We start from the raw sequence: 17,218 nt of genomic DNA on the forward strand, positions 1-17,218 counted from the left end.
CGTCCCCGCTGCAGGGGGCGGGCGCACCGGTTGCCCATTCCACCTTCACCCAGGAAGCAAGGAAGCGCCATGAATAAACAGATCATCCTCAACCTGCCCGTGAAGGACCTGGAGACATCCAGGGCCTTCTTTGCCGCTCTCGGCTTTACCTTCGATACCCGCTTCAGCGGCGAGAACGCGGCGTTCATGAACATCGTCGACGGCAGCATCCAGGCCATGCTGACGACCGAAGCCTTCTTCCAGTCCCTGATCGGCAAGCCGGTGGCAAATGCGAAGGAAGCCAACGAAGTGGTCATTTGCCTCAGTTGCGAAAGCCGGGAAGAGGTCGACAGCCTGATCGCCAGGGCCGCGGCCGCCGGCGGCCGCATCCCGCATCCGCCCGAGGACCATGGCTTCATGTATGACCAGGGCTTCGAGGATATCGATGGCCACCTGTGGAACCTGGTCTGGACGGCGCCGGAAGCCTGAGGCGCCGGGCAAGGGCAACTGGCCGTATCAGTTCTTCGTGCGCACCTGGCGCACGTGGTTTTCCAGTTCGCTGAACGACGGACGTTCCGTGGCGGAAATGACCTTGCGGCCGAATTCCACGGCCAGCGCCGGCGCGTAGCCGTTCAGGCTGGCCAATAAGGTCACTTTCACGCACTGGTACATCTTTGCCGTTTCATGGTGCTTGCGGCGCAGCAAGCTGGCCAGCGGCGCGATGAAGCCATACGCCAGCAAAATGCCGATGAAGGTGCCCACCAGCGCCTGCGCGATCAGCACGCCCAGCTCGGCCGGCGGCAAGCCGACGGACGCCATCGTGTGCACGACGCCCATCACGGCGGCCACGATGCCGAAGGCGGGCATGGCGTCGGCCAGCTGCGAAATCGTCTGGATCGGCATTTCCGCATCCTCATGGTGCGTCTCGATCTCGTTATCCATCAGGTTTTCGATCTGGTAGGCATCCATATTGCCCGACACCATCAGGCGCAGATAATCGGTGATGAATTCCAGGATATGCTCGTCGCCGAGCGTGTACGGGTATTTCACGAAGATGGGACTGCGGTACGGGTCGTCGATATCGTCCTCAACCGACATCAGGCCTTCCTTGCGGATCTTGCTGAGGATTTCATACATCAGCCCCATCAGCTCCATGTAGCGCGCCTTCGTGTACTGCGAACCGTGGAACAGGGTGGGAATGGCGGCGAACGTGGCGCGGATGGCCTTGGCGTCATTGCCGACAAAGAAGGTGCCCAGCGCGGCGCCGCCGATCATCAGCAGTTCCAGCGGCTGGAACAGGGCGCCCAGATGCCCCCCCTGCATGGCGAAGCCGCCAAAGACGGAAAACAGCACGACGAGAAATCCGAGTATGACTAGCAAAACTTACTCCTTCATAATATTGCCATATCGCAATATTGTAGTGTAACCCGATTCCGCCGCCGTGGCCGCTTCCGGCTGCAACTGCTGGATGAGAAAATTGATAAAAGCGCGCACTTTGGCGGGCAACTGGTGGCGGCTCGGATAGTAGGCGTACAGGTCGGCCGGCGCCAGCGTGTAGTCGGGCAGCACCACGCGCAGGCGGCCGCTGTCGAGGTAGCGGGCCAGGTCCCATTCCGAGCGCAGCAGGATGCCGTGGCCGTCCAGCGCCCAGCCCAGCACCACGTCGCCGTCGTTGCTGGCTACCGTGCCGCGCACCTTCACCGTATGCGTGGCGCGGCCCTTACTCATGCGCCAGATGCCGTAGGCGTCGTCATTTTGCCGGTGCACGATGCAGCGGTGCTGCGCCAGCTCGTCGGGCGTTTGCGGCGTGCCGTGCGCCTGCAGGTAGGCGGGCGAGGCGCACAGGAAGCGCCGGTTCGACATGATCTTGCGCGCCGACAGGCGCGTGTCGGGCAGGTCGCCGAAGCGGATGCCCAGGTCATACGCCTGCTCGACCAGGTTGATGGGGCTGTCCGTCAGCTGCAGCTGCACTTCCAGCTGCGGGTGGCGCAGGGCGAATTGCGACAGCAGGGGCGCGATCACCGTGCGCCCGAAACCCAGGGTGGCGTTGACGCGCAGCAACCCGCGCGGTTCCGCGCTGCCGCTGGCCAGGGATTCCTCCATGGCGCGGATATCGTCGAGGATCTGCCGCGCCTGCTGCAGATAACTTTCGCCGTCTCCCGTCAGGCTGATGCGCCGCGTGCTGCGGTTCAGCAGGCGCACGCCCAGGCGCTGCTCCATCAGCACCAAGCGCTTGCTGACGGCGGGCGGCGTGATGCCCAGCTCGCGCGCCGTGGCCGACAGGCTGCCCAGCTTGGTCAGCAGCACAAAGAAGGCCATTTCCGTGGTGGCGTCGCTTTTCATTATTAACTTCAAGTGAAGAATGGTTTAAATTACAGTCAATTATACGACTACGTATCGCGGGTAAGCTGGCGTCACCATTCAAGCACAGGAGAGCCGCATGAAAATCGTCGAAATCCGCGAAAAGACCATCCCCATCTCTTCCCCCATCCGCAACGCCTACATCGATTTCACGAAGATGACCCTGAGCCTGGTGGCCGTCGTCACGGACGTGATGCGCGACGGCAAGCCCGTCGTCGGCTACGGTTTCAATTCGAATGGCCGCTACGGCCAGGGCATGCTGATGCGCGAGCGCTTCATTCCCCGCATCCTTGACGCCGATCCCGCCAGCCTCGTGACGGACGACGGCGGCAACCTCGATCCGCACAAGGTGTGGGATTGCATGTACACCAATGAAAAGCCGGGCGGCCACGGCGAGCGCTCGGTGGCCATCGGCACCATCGACATGGCCATCTGGGATGCCGTGGCGAAGATCGAGAACAAGCCGCTGTTCCAGCTGCTGGCCGAACGCCACGGCACGGGCGTGCCCGACAAACAGGTGTTCGTGTATGCGGCGGGCGGCTATTACTACCCGGGCCAGAGCTTGAGTGCCCTGCAGGACGAGATGCGCAGCTATATCGACCGCGGCTACACGGTGGTCAAGAAGAAGATCGGCGGCGCCTCGCTGGACGAGGACTTGCGCCGCATCGACGCCATCATGGAAGTGCTGCAGGATGGACAGAAGCTGTGCGTGGACGCGAACGGCCGTTTCGACCTCGATACGTCGATCGCCTACGCCAAGGCGCTGCGCCAGTATGACCTGTTCTGGTACGAAGAGGCGGGCGATCCGCTCGATTTCGAACTGCAAGCGACCTTGCGCAGCTATTACGACAAGCCCATGGCGACGGGCGAGAATTTGTTTTCCATGCAGGATGCGCGCAACCTGATCCGCTACGGCGGCATGCGCGCCGACCGCGACTGGCTGCAGTTCGACTGCGCCCTCAGCTACGGCCTGGTGGAATATTTGCGCACCCTGGATATGCTGCACCAGCACGGCTGGTCGCGCAGCCGCTGCATCCCGCACGGCGGCCACCAGATGTCGCTGAATATCGCGGCGGGCCTGGGCCTGGGCGGCAATGAATCGTATCCGGATTTATTTCAGCCGTTCGGCGGCTTCCCCGATGGCGTGCGCGTGGAAAACGGCCACATCACCATGCCGGACCTGGTCGGCATCGGCTTCGAGGGCAAGGCGAACCTGTATGCGGAAATGCGGGCGCTGAGCGGCCAGTGAGCCTTATTCGCTGCGCTGCCAGAAGCGCAGCCGGTTGCCGAATGGGTCCGCCACTTCCAGGATGCGGCCCCAGTCCTCGTCGCGGATGCCGGGCCGCGCATACGGATAATCCCTGGCCTGCAGTTCCGCGTGCAGGGCGGCGACGTCATTGACGGGGATCAACAGCGCCGCCCCCGGCGTGGCGTCGCCGTAGTGTTCGGACAGGTGCAGCACCAACTCGCCGCGCGTCACCTGCAGGTACAGCGGCGCCGCAGGCTCGAAGCGATGTTCCCAGTCCAGGGTAAAGCCGAGGAAACCGAGGTAGAACTCGCGCGCCTTTTCTTCCGAGAAGATGCGCAGGATGGGGATGGCAGGGGACAGGTGCATGGCGGCGCTTTCGACAGGTGGGTATGCCGCCATTCTAGCCTCAGGCCGGCGCCAGCCGCTTCATGCGCGCGGCGGGACTGGCCTTCTCCCAGCGGAACAGCCACATGATAATGAGCTTGGTGGTGGCGCTGACGCTGGCGAGCAGCAGCAATGGCCAGCCTGTTTTCAGACCCATGACGCAGGCGAAGAAGATGGTGCTGACATCCATCGCCAGGATGAACTGGCTCATCTTTAACGACACGGCGCCCGTCCTGCCCGAGCGCCAGATCAGGCGGATCTGGTGCGCATAGCCCTGCGCCAGCAGCACGGTGACGGCGACGATCAGGCTTTGCGAGATCAGGCGCTTTTCATCGGTGAACGTGGGGCCGAAGGCCAGCCCCGCCACGCCCGCGCCCAGCAGCAGCGCGCAGGCCAGCAGCGCATTGCGCGATGCCAGGCTGCGGCGGTCGCGGTCGATTTCAAACAGGATGGCCAGCGCGATCAGGGACGCGATCAGGCGGGGCCAGACGATGTAGTGGTTGAACGGCGTGATCGAATAGCCGTAGACGAAGAAGGCGCAATACGCGAGGAAGCTGACGGTGAACTGGTTGATCGACAGGATGTCCGTCGTCTGGCCCGCGCCGATGCCGGCATCGCGCTTGCGCCGCCAGATTTTTTGCAGCTGCGACCATAAACCATACAGGCTGACGACGATGAACAGGGAATTGAGGCTGCCGGCGAGGGCGTAGAGGGAAGGGGGCTGCAAGCTATCTCCTGGAATGGCCAAAGCATCGCTGCCGTGACAGTCCGCCTTGTCTATACATTTTATTTTTACAACATGCTCTCATGAAATAAATTGGCAGGCAAGCAATGATTTTGCGGCCGGGCCTGTTGCAGCACTACTTGCCCGGACGCACCTCTTCCTGCGCTTGCCCTTATAATCAGGGCATGACTTTCTTATCACTGCGTGCCCGCTCCGTGCTGGCCACCGTCGGCAAAATGGCCGTTTCCCTGATTCTCCTGTTGACTGCCGTGTGGGGCGCGCTGGCGCTGTGGTATCAGCTGTCCGGCGGCACGGCGGCGCAAGCCATCGGCGCGCTGCTGTGGGGCGCGCTGGGCGTGGCCAGCATCGCGCTGTGGTGGATGCGCGGCGATGCGCGCGCGCTGCTGCCGTATGCGGCCGGCTTTCTCCTGCTGCTCGTGTGGTGGAGTTGCATCGCGCCCAGGCAGGAGCGCGTGTGGGCCGACGACGTGGCGCGCAATGTCACGGGCACGCTCAAGGGCAATCTCGTCACCTTGGACAATGTGCGCAATTTCGACTGGCGCAGCGATGACGACTACACGGTCAAGTGGGAGCAGCGCAGCTACGACCTCGACGAACTGCGCACGATGGACACGGCGCTGTCGTACTGGACGGGACCGTACATCGCACACACGCTGATCTCGTTCGGCTTTGCGGACGGGCGCTTTCTGACGTTTTCCATCGAAATCCGCAAGGAAAAGGGCGAGAGCTTTTCCGCCATCGGCGGCTTCTTCAAGCATTTCGAAATGAGCCTGATCGCCGCCGACGAGCGCGACATCCTGCGCGTGCGCACGAATGCGCGGGGCGAGGACATGCATCTGTACCGCGTGATGATGCCGAAAGCGGCCATGCGCTCGCTGTTCCTCGCCTACCTGGACGAAGCGCAGGCGCTGAAGGCTCAGCCGCGGTTCTACAACACGCTGACGGCCAATTGCACCACCATCGTCTTCGAGATGGTGCGCCGCATCGTGCCGGGCCTGCCGCTCGACTACCGGCTGCTGGCCTCGGGCTACCTGGACCGCTATCTGTTCGATGTCAAGGGCCTGGTGCCCGGCCTGAGCTTCCAGCAGCTGCGCGATGGCGGCCATATCACGGCGCGCGCGCGGGCGGCCAACGACGATGCGGACTTTTCGCATGCGATCCGGCGCGGCATGCCGGGCTACGATGAAACGGGCCATCCGAAGCTGCAAATGCCCAGGCAGTAAGCGCCTGCTTTATACTGTCGCTATTCCGACCGGCCGCCTTTCGCGGCCGGTCCCACTTTCCGAATAAAGAAGGCCCGCTATGCCATTTTCCTCCCTGGGTCTGATTCCCGCCCTGGTCCGTGCCGTCGACAAGGCCGGCTATGCCGCGCCGACGGCCATCCAGGCGGCCGCCATTCCCGCCATCCTGCGCGGCAGCGACGTGCTGGGCGCGGCGCAGACGGGCTCCGGCAAGACGGCCGCCTACGCGCTGCCGCTGCTGCAGGTGCTGATGGCGCCCGCTTCCGGCCCGCGCCAGGTGCGCGCGCTGATCCTCGTGCCCACGCGCGAGCTGGCGGCGCAGGTGGGGCAGACGGTGCACGCGCTGGCCAAGCCGCTGCCCGTCAAACTGAAGATTTCCGTGCTGTTCGGCGGCGTGTCGATCAATCCGCAGATGATGGACTTGCGCGGCGGCGCCGATATCGTCGTCGCCACGCCGGGCCGTTTGCTGGACCTGGTGCGGCAAAATGCCGTGAAGCTGGGCGGCGTGTCGCTGTGCGTGCTCGATGAAGCGGACCGTCTGCTGGACATGGGTTTTAGCGAAGAAATCAACGCCATCCTGGCGCTGCTGCCCAAACAACGGCAAAACCTGTTCTTTTCCGCCACCTTCCCCGACAGCGTGCAGGCGCTGGCCGACAGCCTGCTCACGGACCCCGTGCGCATCGAAGTGGCGTCCGAACCGCAGGACAAGCCCGACATCGTGCAGCGCGCCATCACGGTCGACGTGCCGCGCCGCACGCAGCTGCTGCGCTACCTGATCCTGCAGCAGCAGTGGGAACGCGTGCTGGTGTTCGTCGCCACCAAGTACGCGGCCGAACACGTGGCCGACAAGCTGCAGCGCGCGGGCCTGCACGTGGGCGCCTTTCATGGCGAATTCAGCCAGGGCACGCGCAGCCAGCTGCTGGCCGACTTCAAGGCTTGCCGTTTGCAGGTGCTGGTGGCCACCGACGTGGCCGCGCGCGGCATCGACATCGCCGGCTTGCCCGCCGTCGTCAACTACGACTTGCCCCGCTCGGCCGTCGACTACACGCACCGCATCGGCCGCACGGGCCGCGCCGGCGAGAGCGGCACGGCCATCAGTTTCGTCACGGCCGACACGGAGGCGCATTTCCGCCTGATCGAAAACCGCAACGACTTGCGCATCGTGCGCGAAGTGGTGGCCGGGTTCGAACCGACGGAATTGCCCACGCCCGTCAACCCCGTCACGGATACGGTGAACGGCGGCGTGAAGGGCGCGCGCAAGAGCAAGAAGGACAAATTGCGCGAAGCTGCGGCCAAGGCGGCCGCAGGCAATTAAATTCGCCTTATGTGCGCTGGCCGCTTGAACGGCCACGTTTCCCGGACTAAGATTGTGTTTCTATAAAGCAAGGGGACGGGAATGCACATGACATGCATCAAACGCGCGGTCGCTGTGGCTGGCGCGCTGGCGCTGGCCGGCTGCGCCGGCATGGGCGGCAACGGTGGCAAGGCCGGCATGCAGATGCCGGGCAAGATCCCGGCCGATACGGCCGTGGCCGCCACCTGGTACAACCCGCCCAGCGAATTTCCCGGCATTTGCCTGACTCAGTTCAAGGATGGCAGCCTGCGTTTCGACGGCGGCTTCGCCTTCTATAACCCGGGCCGCTGGACGTATGACGCGGCCACGTCCGAATTGCGTCTGGCATTGGCGCCGACGCCCTCGCTGGAGCTGTCCCACGCGCAAATCGTGCAGCACCAGAATCTGCTGCGCATCGAGGCGGACAAGAATACGCTGGTCTATGGCGTGAAAGCCGACACCAGGGCCATCGGCCTGGGCGGCTTTGTGTTTTACCGCGACACGCCTTGTCCACCCCGGCGCGGATAAGTGCCGGACAAGTGTTATAACGGAATATTTAGTCGTATAATTTCAACGCAAGCTGGCTGCCGCGCAAGACTCGCAAGACGCACTTGCGTGGCGGATTTCCCCTCCAGGCAAGCTCCGATATCGCCGTGGCGATGAGAGGATGGTCCGATGGATTTGCACGACGAGCATGGTATGCCCGGGACTGCGGTGCCGGCGGCGGACGCCGTGCAGCAGCCTGCGGCGCAGCGGCGCACCTTGCTGCTGGTCGATGACGAGCCGAATATCCTCGCTTCCCTCAAGCGCCTGCTGCGGCGCGATGCCTACCATATCCTCACGGCTGGCAGCGGCCAGGAAGGACTGGACGTGCTGGCCAGCCATGCGGTCGACGTGATCGTGTCGGACCAGCGCATGCCCGGCATGCTGGGCGCCGACTTCCTGCGCAAGGCCAAGCTGCTGTGTCCGCAAACCATACGCATCATGCTGTCGGGCTATACCGAACTGCAGGCCGTCACGGACGCCGTCAACGAGGGCGCCATCTTCAAGTTCCTCACCAAGCCCTGGGAAGACCATCAATTGCGCGAGCATATTGCCGAAGCGTTCCGCCTGAAGGGCATCGACGACGACAATGTGCGCCTGAATGCGCAGCTGCGCGACGCCAACCAGGCCCTGGCGGCCGCCAATGCCGCCATGCAGGCGCTGGTGCGCCAGCAGCAGCACCAGATCAGCCGCGACGAGGTCAGCCTGGGCATCGCGCGCGAACTGCTGCAATTTCTGCCTTTGCCCGTGATCGGGCTCGACGAGGACGGCATGATCGCCTTCATCAACGCGGCGGCGGCCAACCTGTTCGAGCGGGGCGCGGCCTTGCTGGGCAACGAGGCGGCGATCGTCTTGCCGCAGCTGTTCGACGGGCAGGGCGCGCCGCGCCTGGCCGCCATCGATGGCCAGCCGTATGCCGTGGCCATCCATCCCATGGGCCTGCATTCGCGTTCGCGCGGCAGCCTGGTCACCCTGAGTCGTCATGGAGCGGATACATGAATGAAAGCGTGAGTGAAAGCGGACGCGAGATTTCCATGGAGCAGGCGCAGGAAGGCATGGTGCTGGCGCAGGCCTTGAACGACGCCAGCGGCGCCGTGCTGCTGGCCCAGGGCGCCACCCTGACGGCGGCGAACCTGACGGCCTTGCGCCGGCGCAATGTGGAGCGCTGCCATGTCGTCATGGACCAGGCGCCTGACCCCGCCGCGCAGGCGCAGGCCGAGCAGGAGCGGGCGCACCGCCTGGAGCGGCTGGCCGTGCTGTTCCGCGCCACGCCGCCCGATTCCGCGGGGGCGCAACTGCTGGGGCTGCTGCAGCGCTACCGGCAAGGGGGCGCTGCATGACACGGCTCAGTTTTGAACACATCATCCGCCAGATACAGGAACTGCCGTCGCTGCCGGTGGTCGTGCTGGAGCTGCTGTCGAGTATGGACCAGGATGACACGGACGTGCATGTGCTGGCGCAAAAGATCGAGCTGGACCAGGCTTTGGCGGCGAAGACCCTGCGCATCGCCAATTCCTCGTTCTACGGCATGCAATCGAAGGTCACCAGCATTCCGCAAGCCGTTTCCGTGCTGGGCTTTCACAGCATCCGCACCGTCGTCACGGCCTGCGCCCTGACGGGCAGCTTCGCGCCCGTGAGCGGCGGCTTCGATTTCCAGGCGTTCTGGCGCCATTCGCTGGCCACGGCAGTCGCCGCGCGCCTGCTGGCGCCGCATTTGCGCGTCAACCCCGAGACGGCGTTCACGGCCGGCCTGCTGCACGACCTGGGCACCCTGGTGCTGGTGACGCGCTTCCCGGCCGAGCACGCGCTCGTGCGCAGCCACCGCCAGGCGCATGACTGCCAGATGGCCGAGGCTGAACTGGCCGTCATCGGTATTGACCATGCGCAAGTGGGCAGCGCCCTGGCCGCTTACTGGAAGTTTCCCGAGGCGATACAGCAGGCGGTGGCCGACCACCACGCCATCGAGCGGCTGGAAGCGGGCGGCTTGCCGCTGGCCGTGCACATGGCCAATGCCGTCGCCCTGGCGCTCGACCTGGCCGGCGTCGACGATGCGCTGGTGCCGCCCCTGTCGCCCGCGGGCTGGCGCAGCATTGCCCTCGACGAGCAAGCCTGGCTGGCGCTGCTGGCGCAAACGGAACACACCTTCGATGAAATGTCGCGGATCATGCTGGCATGAACAGGACAGAGGCCATGGAAACAGACGCAGGGCAAGCGCTGCCCGCCACGCCGGAACGCCGCCAGGGCGACACCATCGCGCTGTCGGCATTTTTCGACGGCCATCCCGTGGCCACCTTCGCCATCGATACGAACCACGTGGTGACGCACTGGAACAGCGCCTGCGAGCAGTTGCTGGGCTTTACGGCCGCCGAGATGGTCGGCACGCGCGAGCACTGGAAGGCGTTTTATCCGCAGCCGCGCGCCTGCCTGGCCGACCTGCTGGTGGCCGACGATATCGCGCTCGGTGAAAATGACCTTTATCTTGGCAAGCTGAAGCGCTCCCCCGTGATCCCCGGCGCTTACGAAGCCGAGGATTTCTTTGCCGATATCGGCCCCGACGGCCACTGGCTGCACTTCACGGCGGCGCCCCTGCGCGACCGCCAGGGACGCCTGGTGGGCGCCATCGAAACCCTGCGCGACGTGAGCGAGCGGCGCCTGGCGGAACTGGCGCTGCGCAAGGCGCACGACAACCTGGAACACCTGGTGGCCAAGCGCACGGCCCAGCTGGCCGAAATGAACGAGCGCCTGGCCGACGACATCCGCCAGCGCCAGATCGCCGATCTCGAATTGCGCGAACGCAATCTTGCCCTGACGGAATTGAACAGCAAGCTGTCGCTGGCCCAGCAAAAGCTGCTGCAGTCGGAAAAGCTGGCCTCGATCGGCCAGCTGGCCGCCGGCGTGGCGCACGAAATCAACAACCCCATCGGTTATGTGTTTTCCAATGTCGGCACCCTGGAAGGCTATCTGGACGACCTGTTCAGCATGCTCGACGCCTACGAGGAAGCCGAACCGGCCGTCGCCGACCCCGTGGTGGCGGCGCGCCTGCGCGCGCTGCGCGAACAGATCGACCTCGATTTCCTGCGTACCGACATTCCCATGCTGATGGGCGAGTCGAAGGAGGGCATCTCGCGCGTGCGCCGCATCGTGCAGGACTTGAAGGATTTTTCGCGCACGGATGCGCACCAGGAGTGGGTCTGGGCCGATTTGCGCCAGGGCATCGATACGACGCTCAACATCGTGAACAACGAGGTCAAGTACAAGGCCGACGTGGTGCGCGAATATGGCGACATTCCCGACATCGAATGCCAGCCTTCCGAGCTGAACCAGGTGATCATGAACCTGGTCGTCAACGCGGCCCACGCCATGGGCGAGGCGCGCGGGCGCATCACCCTGCGCACGGGCAGCGACAATGCCACGGAAGTGTGGATCGAGGTCGAGGACACGGGCGGCGGCATCGCGCCCGAACACCTGTCGCGCATCTTCGATCCCTTCTTTACCACCAAGGCCGTCGGCAAGGGCACGGGGCTGGGCCTGTCGCTGGCTTACACGACGGTGCAGAAACACCATGGCCGCATCGACGTGCGCAGCATCATCGGCCGCGGCACCACCTTCCGCATCACCTTGCCCGTGCGCCAGGCGCAGGCCGTCGCACCATGACCGAACAGGACAGCATGAGCATGAACACCAGTACGAGCGCCAGCGCCGCGGCCGCGCCGCCCACCATCCTGTGCGTCGACGACGAACCGAATATCCTGTCGTCGCTGCGGCGCCTGTTCCGCCCGCACGGCTACCGCGTGCTGACGGCCGACGGCGGCGCGGCCGGCCTGGCCCTGCTCGAGAGCGAGACGGTGGACCTGGTCATTTCCGACATGCGCATGCCGCACATGGATGGCGCGCAGTTCCTGGCCCAGGTGCGCCAGCGCTGGCCCGGCACCATCCGCCTGCTGCTGACCGGCTATGCCGACATCCAGTCCATCCTCGACGCCATCAACCAGGGCGAGATATACCGCTACGTGACCAAGCCCTGGGACGAGAACGATATCGTGCTGGTGGTGCGCCACGCGCTGGAACGGCGCGCGCTGGAACAGGAAAAGCTGCGCCTGGAAGCGCTGACGGCCAGCCAGAACGTGGAGCTGCAGGCGCTCAACGCCAGCCTGGAAGCGAAGGTGGCCACGCGCACGCAGCAGCTGAAGCAGTCGCACGACGAGGTGCAGGCGGCCAACGAGCGGCTGAAAGCCACGTTCGTGACGACCATCAAGGTATTTTCCAACCTGATCGAGATGCGCGGCGGCAAGCTGGCCGGCCATGCGCGCAGGGTGGCCGAGCTGGCGCGCAAGCTGGCGCAGGCGCTGGGCCTGGAAGGGCAGGAGGCGCGCGACGTGTTCATCGCGGCCCTGCTCAAGGATATCGGCAAGCTCAGCCTGAGCGACGACGTGCTGGAATTGCCGGCCAGCGCCTGGACGGGCGAACAGCTGGCCGCCTTCCGCAAGCATCCGCTGCGCGCCGAACAGCTGCTGATGGCGCTCGACGAGCTGCGCGCCGTCTCCGTGATCCTGCGCTCGCAGCTCGAGCGCTTCGACGGCGGCGGTTTTCCCGATGGCCTGGTGGGCCTGGCCATTCCCATGGGCGCGCGCATCCTGGCGCTGGCGTCGGACTATGACGGCTTGCAGATCGGCGCCATGGTGCAGCGCAGCCTGCGCGCCGAGGAAGCCCGCACGCTGATCTACGACAGCGTCGGCAAGCGCTACGACCCGGCCGTGGTGGCCGCTTTCCGCAGCATCATGGAAGAGACGGAGCCGCCGGCGCGCGACCTGACCGTGCTGTCGGGCCAACTGGAGCCGGGCATGACGCTGTCGCGCGACCTGATCAGCCGCGACGGCCTGATGCTGCTGGCGGCCGAACACGTGCTGACGGCCCGCGTGATCGCCCAGCTGCTCGATTTCGAGGGCAAGAATGGCGGGCGCCTGAGCATCCGCGTGTACGCGCCCGTGAAGGAAGCCTAGGCGTTCGCGGCTGCGGGCGGCTGCAGCGGCAGGTGCACGGTAAAGCGCGTGCCCTGGCCCACTTCCGAGGCCACCTCGATGCGGCCGCCGTGCTTGTTGACGATGCCGTACGACAGCGACAGGCCCAGGCCCGTGCCGCTGCCCACGGCCTTGGTGGTGAAGAAGGGCTCGAAGATGCGGTTCAGGTGCTCGGGGGCGATGCCGGCGCCCGTGTCGCCGATTTCCACCCACACCCAGTCGCCCGCGTGGCCCGTGCGGATGCTGATCACGCCGTCGCCGCTGATGGCCTGGCCCGCATTGACGAGCAGGTTCATGAAGACCTGGTTCAGCTGCGACGCCAGGCACAGTATCGGCGGCAGTTCGCCATAGTGTTTTTCGATGCGCGCCTTGTATTTCAATTCGTTGGCGACGATATTCAGGGTGCTGTCCAGCCCTGCGTGCAGGCTGGCCACTTGCCAGTCCGTCTCGCCCACGTGCGAAAAATCCTTCAGCGCCTGCACGATGTCGCGCACGCGCTTCAAGCCATCCATCGATTCGCGCACCAGGTCCACCATGTCGTCCTGCAGGAAGGCCAGGTCGGCCTGCGCGCGCACCTCGGCCACGCGGGCGGCCAGGGCCGGGCCGTCGGGCGTCTCGCGCATCGCCGCTTCATATTGTCCGATCACGTCGAACAGGGTGCCGACATAGCCTTGCAGCGAACTCATGTTCGAATTGACGAAGCCGATCGGGTTGTTGATTTCATGCGCGATGCCGGCTGCCAGCTGGCCGATGGAGGCCATTTTTTCCGATTGCAGCAGCTGGTCGTGCGCTTCCTGCAACTTGCTGATCAGTAGTTGCTGCTCTTCGCCGCGCGCCTGCAGCATCGCTTCCATGCGCTTGCGTTCGGTAATATCCGTCAGCGAGCCGATCACCTCGAACGGCACGCCATGCTCGTCGCGCACCAGGCGCAGGCTGTCGTGCATCCACAGGTAGCTGCCGTCGCGCACGCGGAAACGGTATTCATAGGCGCGCGCGCCTTCGACGAAGATCTGCGCCAGGCTGGAAAAGATGCCGGGCGCATCGTCGGGGTGGATGTGGTCGAACCAGAAGTTGGGGTCGGCGACCATGTCTTCGGGCTGGTAGCCCAGCACGTTCAGGGCGTTGTTGCTGACAAAGGTCATCTTGAAGTCGCCGCTGGGCACGGTGCAATAGATGATGGAAGGTGTATTGTCGAGCAGGTATTGCAGGCGCACGGCCGTGGCCGCCGGCTCTTCATCGCCAGGCGCCGCGCCGCCATGCCGGCCGGTATCGGGAGTGGAAAGGTCGAAATCCTCGAACTGCATCGTCACACCTCGCTGCCTGTACGGCATAGCTGTCATCCTGGCTGAATTATGCCTGATTCTGCCTGCCGTGGGCCGCCATCGGCGTTCAGGGGGCCGGCGGCTGTTCGACGATGGCCATGCGCCGCGCGATGCGCTGCGCCGTTTGCGTGTCGCCCGCCTGTTCGGCGCGCAGGCGCTGCACGCCCAGCCAGGCCAGCAGCGGGCGGCGCCAGCCCTGGTCCGAGGCGGTGGCGACGGCCGTGTCGAGCAATTCCGGCGTGGCGCGGCCCGAGCGCAGCAGCACGCCGGCCGCCACCAGCTGCGACAGCGGGTCCTTGATGGCCGCCACGGCGCTGGCGGCGGCCGTGTCGGATGCGGCACCGGCCGCCGCCCGCTGCGCCTCGGGCAGCAGGGCGACGTCGGCCGCCTGCGCCTTGCCGGCCAGCCAGGCCGCATACGCGCGGTCGGCGTCGTTCGCGTCCGCTTGCAGGGCGTCGAAGCCCCCGCAATCTTCGAAGGCCAGGCTGGCCACGCGCGTGGCGCAGCGCAGCAGCTCGATGCGCGCCACCAGTTCGAGCTTGCCCGTGCCCGCCACCTGGCTGCGGGCGCGCCGGAATTCCGTCTGTTCGACGAGGGCGTTGCCGCCCAGGTAGGCGGCCTGGAAGCGCTCGACGGAGCTTTGCGCATTCATCTTCCAGTCGGGCACGGGCGGGCCGCTGGAACAGGCGCCGAGCGCCGTCACGAGCAGGGCAGGCAAGAGGAACTTGATATTTATCATGGCAGTTTGATCTCCGGATTGCGCTTGAACGGCCATTTGCGGTTGATTTCATTGACCAGCTGCTCGACCTTGCGCAGATTGCTTTCCACGTCCGCGCGCAGCGGGCCCAGGTCGGCCGTCGCCGCCCTGGCGTTGGCGCCCACGGCTTGCGCCTCGACCAGCACGGCATCGACTTTTTTCAGGCTGGCGCGCGTGTCGGCCAGCAGGGCGTTCAGCTGCACGATGGTGGCCTGCGCATCCGTCATGACGCCCTTGTCGCCGAACACGCGCGTATCGGCGTTGGCCACCAGGCCATCCGTGCGGCGCGCCAGCTGGTCCGCAGTCAGCAGCAGGGCATTGGCCCGCTCGACCAGCAGGCGCGACTGCTTGTCGTCGCCCGTCAGCAAGCCCATGGCGCCGCCCGGGCCGCTCAGCTTGCCCGTCACGGCCTGCACGTTGCGCAAGGTGCCGTCGAGGGCGGAATCGCTGCCCGTCAGGCTGGCCACGTTGTTGAGCAAATCCTTGGCGGCGGCCAGCAGGCGGGGGATTTCCGCCGCCATGTCGCCCACCAGCAAGTCGCGCGTAGCGTCGTCGGGCAGCGGCGGGTCCGTCAGGATGCCGCTGTAGGCGCGCAGCTTGGCGCCGCCGACGATGCCCCGCTCGAGGGTGAAGATGGAGCTGCTGCGCAGCCAGTGCGCATCCTTGCGCGGCACGTCGACGATGACGCGAGCCTTGCCGTCCGGCGCCAGTTCGATGCGCTGCACGCGGCCGATGGGAAAGCCGGAAAAGGTCAGGTCGGCACCCACGCCCACGCCGTCCGAATCGTCGGTCGTCAGCACGAGGGTTTGCGTTGCCTCAAAGGCGCCGCGCGCATACATCAGGTAGACGACGGAGCCGACCACGAGCACGAACATGAAGACGAGCAGGATGGCCGCCTTCAGTTCGGCGTGGCGCACGGGCGGCGGGGCGGGCAGCACGGCGTCTGGCGTGGCACCGGCGGGGGCCGTGACGTCGACCTGGTCGGGATTGGGGGGCTGGCTCTGGCTCATGGATTCTGGCTCTCGTATGGGTGGTTCGGGGATCGCTGGCGGTGGCGGGCGGGGCATCAGTAGTAATTGCCCATCAGCGAAGCCACTTCGATCAGCAGGATGACGGAAAACAGGCGCAGCATTTCGGACAGGCCGTGCGCGGCCCACAGGCGGTTGCGCCGGCCGTGCGGCTCTTCCGGATAATACGAGGACGCCAGCGGGATCAGGGCCACGGCAAAGCTGAAGAAGATGACCTTGAGCATCAGGATCAGGGCCACGGCCGGATTGAAGATTTGCCCCACCACCCGCGTGTAGCCTTGCAGCGCCCACGGCGTAAAACCGTAGATCGTCAGGTAGGCGAGGATCAGCGAGCTGACGCAGCTGACGATGGCCAGCATCCACACGGCGAAGATGCCCGACATGACACGCGGAAAGTATTCGCGGCGCAGCAGGTCGACGCCCTGGCGCTGCATGGTGTCGAGCATGCCGGACGAGCGCATTTGCGCAAACGCAATGCCGTCGGGCAGGGTCAGGCGCAGCGCGACGAACAGGGCGGCCGTCAGCGGTATCAGTTCCAGCACCAGCACGCGCACCACCATTTCCAGCGCATAGCGCGACAGGCCGTAGCTTTGCGCGCTGACGACGACGATGCGTATCAGCACCAGGCTGACGAGCGCGCAGGCGACGCTGAACCACACGAGATTGGGCGCCGTGTTCGTTACCAGGCGGTGCGCGAGGATGGGGCGGTTGTCGCGGTTATAGCTCGATGGCGACAGGGCCAGCGAAAACACGAGAATGGCGAAATGCAGCATGCGCCACCAGCTGACCAGCCAGGCCATGGTGGCCCGGTGCAGGCGGCGCAGGCTGATGATGAGGGAGACGGATAGGGTCATCATGGCATCTTAACATCAGCCCGCCCGCCGGGCACGTCAGGCGTGCGCGCCTATTCGAACAGGGCGAAGCCGGCCATGACGACCATCAGCACGGCGATGTATTGCATCGGGATCCAGAACAGGGTGTGGCGCTTGCGCAGGATCACTCTTTCCTGCGTGGCCGGGTCGATCAGTTCGCGGCCTGGCGCGCTGTTCAGGCGCACGCCCGCATACCAGCTGGCGGCCGCTGCCAGCAGGAAGGCCAGCGCCAGGGGCCAGGCGTGGCTCTTCGTGTAGGCCTCGCCCAGGGTGGCGCCAAACAGCGCCTGTGCGGCCATGACAACGATCAAACAGATGAGGGGGGCGAGTATGCCGAAGCCTTGCCAGATAAGCATAAAAATTCTCCAGGGGGATTGAGGGATCCC

The 17,218-nt window shown here is 65.3% G+C and carries 19 protein-coding genes; 10 read left to right on the forward strand and 9 right to left on the reverse strand.

Translation table 11 applies throughout. The annotated features are described in order from the left end of the window. The first annotated feature begins 69 nt into the window (after positions 1–69). On the forward strand, positions 70–468 hold the full coding sequence (locus tag IGS61_RS16005; protein WP_230540517.1) for a VOC family protein: 399 nt from the start codon (positions 70–72) through the stop codon (positions 466–468). Between the two features lie 27 nt (positions 469–495). Here IGS61_RS16005 and motA read toward each other — a convergent pair whose 3' ends face one another. After that, entirely contained in the window at positions 496–1,359 is an 864-nt protein-coding gene (motA, locus tag IGS61_RS16010; protein ID WP_230540519.1) for a flagellar motor stator protein MotA, read from the reverse strand. A 3-nt stretch (positions 1,360–1,362) separates the two neighbouring features. Next, complete coding sequence (locus tag IGS61_RS16015; RefSeq protein WP_230540521.1) at positions 1,363–2,322, reverse strand: LysR family transcriptional regulator; 960 nt, start codon at positions 2,320–2,322, stop codon at positions 1,363–1,365. A gap of 97 nt (positions 2,323–2,419) precedes the next feature. Between IGS61_RS16015 and IGS61_RS16020 the strand changes: the two genes are divergently transcribed. Continuing rightward, positions 2,420–3,589 carry a mandelate racemase/muconate lactonizing enzyme family protein gene (locus IGS61_RS16020; protein ID WP_230540522.1) on the forward strand — a complete coding sequence of 390 codons (1,170 nt, stop codon included), beginning with the start codon at positions 2,420–2,422 and terminating at the stop codon, positions 3,587–3,589. A 3-nt stretch (positions 3,590–3,592) separates the two neighbouring features. On the opposite strand, the gene IGS61_RS16025 is transcribed toward IGS61_RS16020, so the two are convergent. Both IGS61_RS16025 and IGS61_RS16030 read right to left on the reverse strand, forming a co-directional pair. Further along, positions 3,593–3,955 carry a glyoxalase superfamily protein gene (locus IGS61_RS16025; protein ID WP_230540524.1) on the reverse strand — a complete coding sequence of 121 codons (363 nt, stop codon included), beginning with the start codon at positions 3,953–3,955 and terminating at the stop codon, positions 3,593–3,595. Positions 3,956–3,995: 40 nt separating this feature from the next. After that, complete coding sequence (locus IGS61_RS16030) at positions 3,996–4,700, reverse strand: hypothetical protein (RefSeq protein ID WP_230540526.1); 705 nt, start codon at positions 4,698–4,700, stop codon at positions 3,996–3,998. Positions 4,701–4,882: 182 nt separating this feature from the next. Between IGS61_RS16030 and IGS61_RS16035 the strand changes: the two genes are divergently transcribed. From IGS61_RS16035 to IGS61_RS16070, 8 genes are all read left to right on the forward strand, one after another. Then, positions 4,883–5,941 (forward strand): Lnb N-terminal periplasmic domain-containing protein, encoded by a 1,059-nt coding sequence (locus tag IGS61_RS16035; protein ID WP_230540528.1) that lies wholly within the window; start codon positions 4,883–4,885, stop codon positions 5,939–5,941. A gap of 79 nt (positions 5,942–6,020) precedes the next feature. Next, positions 6,021–7,274 (forward strand): DEAD/DEAH box helicase, encoded by a 1,254-nt coding sequence (locus IGS61_RS16040; protein WP_230540529.1) that lies wholly within the window; start codon positions 6,021–6,023, stop codon positions 7,272–7,274. A gap of 87 nt (positions 7,275–7,361) precedes the next feature. After that, a complete protein-coding gene (locus IGS61_RS16045; protein ID WP_230540531.1) occupies positions 7,362–7,820 on the forward strand; it encodes a hypothetical protein in 459 nt (152 codons plus the stop codon). 171 nt (positions 7,821–7,991) lie between these two features. After that, positions 7,992–8,834, forward strand: coding sequence for a response regulator (locus IGS61_RS16050; RefSeq protein ID WP_230540533.1), 843 nt, complete (start codon positions 7,992–7,994; stop codon positions 8,832–8,834). Beyond that, on the forward strand, positions 8,831–9,175 hold the full coding sequence (locus IGS61_RS16055) for a hypothetical protein (RefSeq protein ID WP_230540534.1): 345 nt from the start codon (positions 8,831–8,833) through the stop codon (positions 9,173–9,175). Before IGS61_RS16050 ends, IGS61_RS16055 begins: the two co-directional genes overlap by 4 nt. Continuing rightward, complete coding sequence (locus tag IGS61_RS16060; protein ID WP_230540536.1) at positions 9,172–10,011, forward strand: HDOD domain-containing protein; 840 nt, start codon at positions 9,172–9,174, stop codon at positions 10,009–10,011. The genes IGS61_RS16055 and IGS61_RS16060 overlap by 4 nt, the downstream gene beginning before the upstream one ends. Positions 10,012–10,025: 14 nt before the next feature. Continuing rightward, positions 10,026–11,489 carry an ATP-binding protein gene (locus IGS61_RS16065; RefSeq protein ID WP_230540538.1) on the forward strand — a complete coding sequence of 488 codons (1,464 nt, stop codon included), beginning with the start codon at positions 10,026–10,028 and terminating at the stop codon, positions 11,487–11,489. Between the two features lie 20 nt (positions 11,490–11,509). Further along, on the forward strand, positions 11,510–12,835 hold the full coding sequence (locus IGS61_RS16070) for an HD domain-containing phosphohydrolase (RefSeq protein ID WP_329958064.1): 1,326 nt from the start codon (positions 11,510–11,512) through the stop codon (positions 12,833–12,835). Here the strand turns inward: IGS61_RS16070 and IGS61_RS16075 are convergent. The 5 genes from IGS61_RS16075 to IGS61_RS16095 form a co-directional block, all read right to left on the reverse strand. Then, a complete protein-coding gene (locus tag IGS61_RS16075; RefSeq protein ID WP_230540739.1) occupies positions 12,832–14,157 on the reverse strand; it encodes an ATP-binding protein in 1,326 nt (441 codons plus the stop codon). The genes IGS61_RS16070 and IGS61_RS16075 overlap by 4 nt on opposite strands. 85 nt (positions 14,158–14,242) lie before the next feature. Beyond that, a complete protein-coding gene (locus IGS61_RS16080; protein ID WP_230540540.1) occupies positions 14,243–14,914 on the reverse strand; it encodes a hypothetical protein in 672 nt (223 codons plus the stop codon). Further along, entirely contained in the window at positions 14,911–15,942 is a 1,032-nt protein-coding gene (locus IGS61_RS16085) for an MlaD family protein (RefSeq protein WP_230540548.1), read from the reverse strand. The genes IGS61_RS16080 and IGS61_RS16085 overlap by 4 nt, the downstream gene beginning before the upstream one ends. A 56-nt stretch (positions 15,943–15,998) precedes the next feature. Further along, complete coding sequence (locus IGS61_RS16090) at positions 15,999–16,814, reverse strand: MlaE family ABC transporter permease (protein ID WP_230540740.1); 816 nt, start codon at positions 16,812–16,814, stop codon at positions 15,999–16,001. Positions 16,815–16,864: 50 nt separating this feature from the next. After that, a complete protein-coding gene (locus IGS61_RS16095; RefSeq protein ID WP_230540550.1) occupies positions 16,865–17,188 on the reverse strand; it encodes a hypothetical protein in 324 nt (107 codons plus the stop codon). Between the last annotated feature and the right edge of the window lie 30 nt (positions 17,189–17,218).

The organism is Janthinobacterium sp. FW305-129, assembly GCF_020858115.1.
Lineage (GTDB): Bacteria > Pseudomonadota > Gammaproteobacteria > Burkholderiales > Burkholderiaceae_D > Janthinobacterium.

Coding starts and splice junctions, on each gene's coding strand:
- IGS61_RS16005 (WP_230540517.1), top strand. CDS start 70: ATGAATAAACAGATCATCCTCAACCTGCCCGTGAAGGACCTGGAGACA.
- IGS61_RS16015 (WP_230540521.1), bottom strand. CDS start 2,322: ATGAAAAGCGACGCCACCACGGAAATGGCCTTCTTTGTGCTGCTGACC.
- IGS61_RS16020 (WP_230540522.1), top strand. CDS start 2,420: ATGAAAATCGTCGAAATCCGCGAAAAGACCATCCCCATCTCTTCCCCC.
- IGS61_RS16025 (WP_230540524.1), bottom strand. CDS start 3,955: ATGCACCTGTCCCCTGCCATCCCCATCCTGCGCATCTTCTCGGAAGAA.
- IGS61_RS16035 (WP_230540528.1), top strand. CDS start 4,883: ATGACTTTCTTATCACTGCGTGCCCGCTCCGTGCTGGCCACCGTCGGC.
- IGS61_RS16040 (WP_230540529.1), top strand. CDS start 6,021: ATGCCATTTTCCTCCCTGGGTCTGATTCCCGCCCTGGTCCGTGCCGTC.
- IGS61_RS16045 (WP_230540531.1), top strand. CDS start 7,362: ATGACATGCATCAAACGCGCGGTCGCTGTGGCTGGCGCGCTGGCGCTG.
- IGS61_RS16050 (WP_230540533.1), top strand. CDS start 7,992: ATGCCCGGGACTGCGGTGCCGGCGGCGGACGCCGTGCAGCAGCCTGCG.
- IGS61_RS16055 (WP_230540534.1), top strand. CDS start 8,831: ATGAATGAAAGCGTGAGTGAAAGCGGACGCGAGATTTCCATGGAGCAG.
- IGS61_RS16060 (WP_230540536.1), top strand. CDS start 9,172: ATGACACGGCTCAGTTTTGAACACATCATCCGCCAGATACAGGAACTG.
- IGS61_RS16065 (WP_230540538.1), top strand. CDS start 10,026: ATGGAAACAGACGCAGGGCAAGCGCTGCCCGCCACGCCGGAACGCCGC.
- IGS61_RS16070 (WP_329958064.1), top strand. CDS start 11,510: ATGAACACCAGTACGAGCGCCAGCGCCGCGGCCGCGCCGCCCACCATC.
- IGS61_RS16075 (WP_230540739.1), bottom strand. CDS start 14,157: ATGCAGTTCGAGGATTTCGACCTTTCCACTCCCGATACCGGCCGGCAT.
- IGS61_RS16080 (WP_230540540.1), bottom strand. CDS start 14,914: ATGATAAATATCAAGTTCCTCTTGCCTGCCCTGCTCGTGACGGCGCTC.
- IGS61_RS16085 (WP_230540548.1), bottom strand. CDS start 15,942: ATGAGCCAGAGCCAGCCCCCCAATCCCGACCAGGTCGACGTCACGGCC.
- IGS61_RS16090 (WP_230540740.1), bottom strand. CDS start 16,814: ATGACCCTATCCGTCTCCCTCATCATCAGCCTGCGCCGCCTGCACCGG.
- IGS61_RS16095 (WP_230540550.1), bottom strand. CDS start 17,188: ATGCTTATCTGGCAAGGCTTCGGCATACTCGCCCCCCTCATCTGTTTG.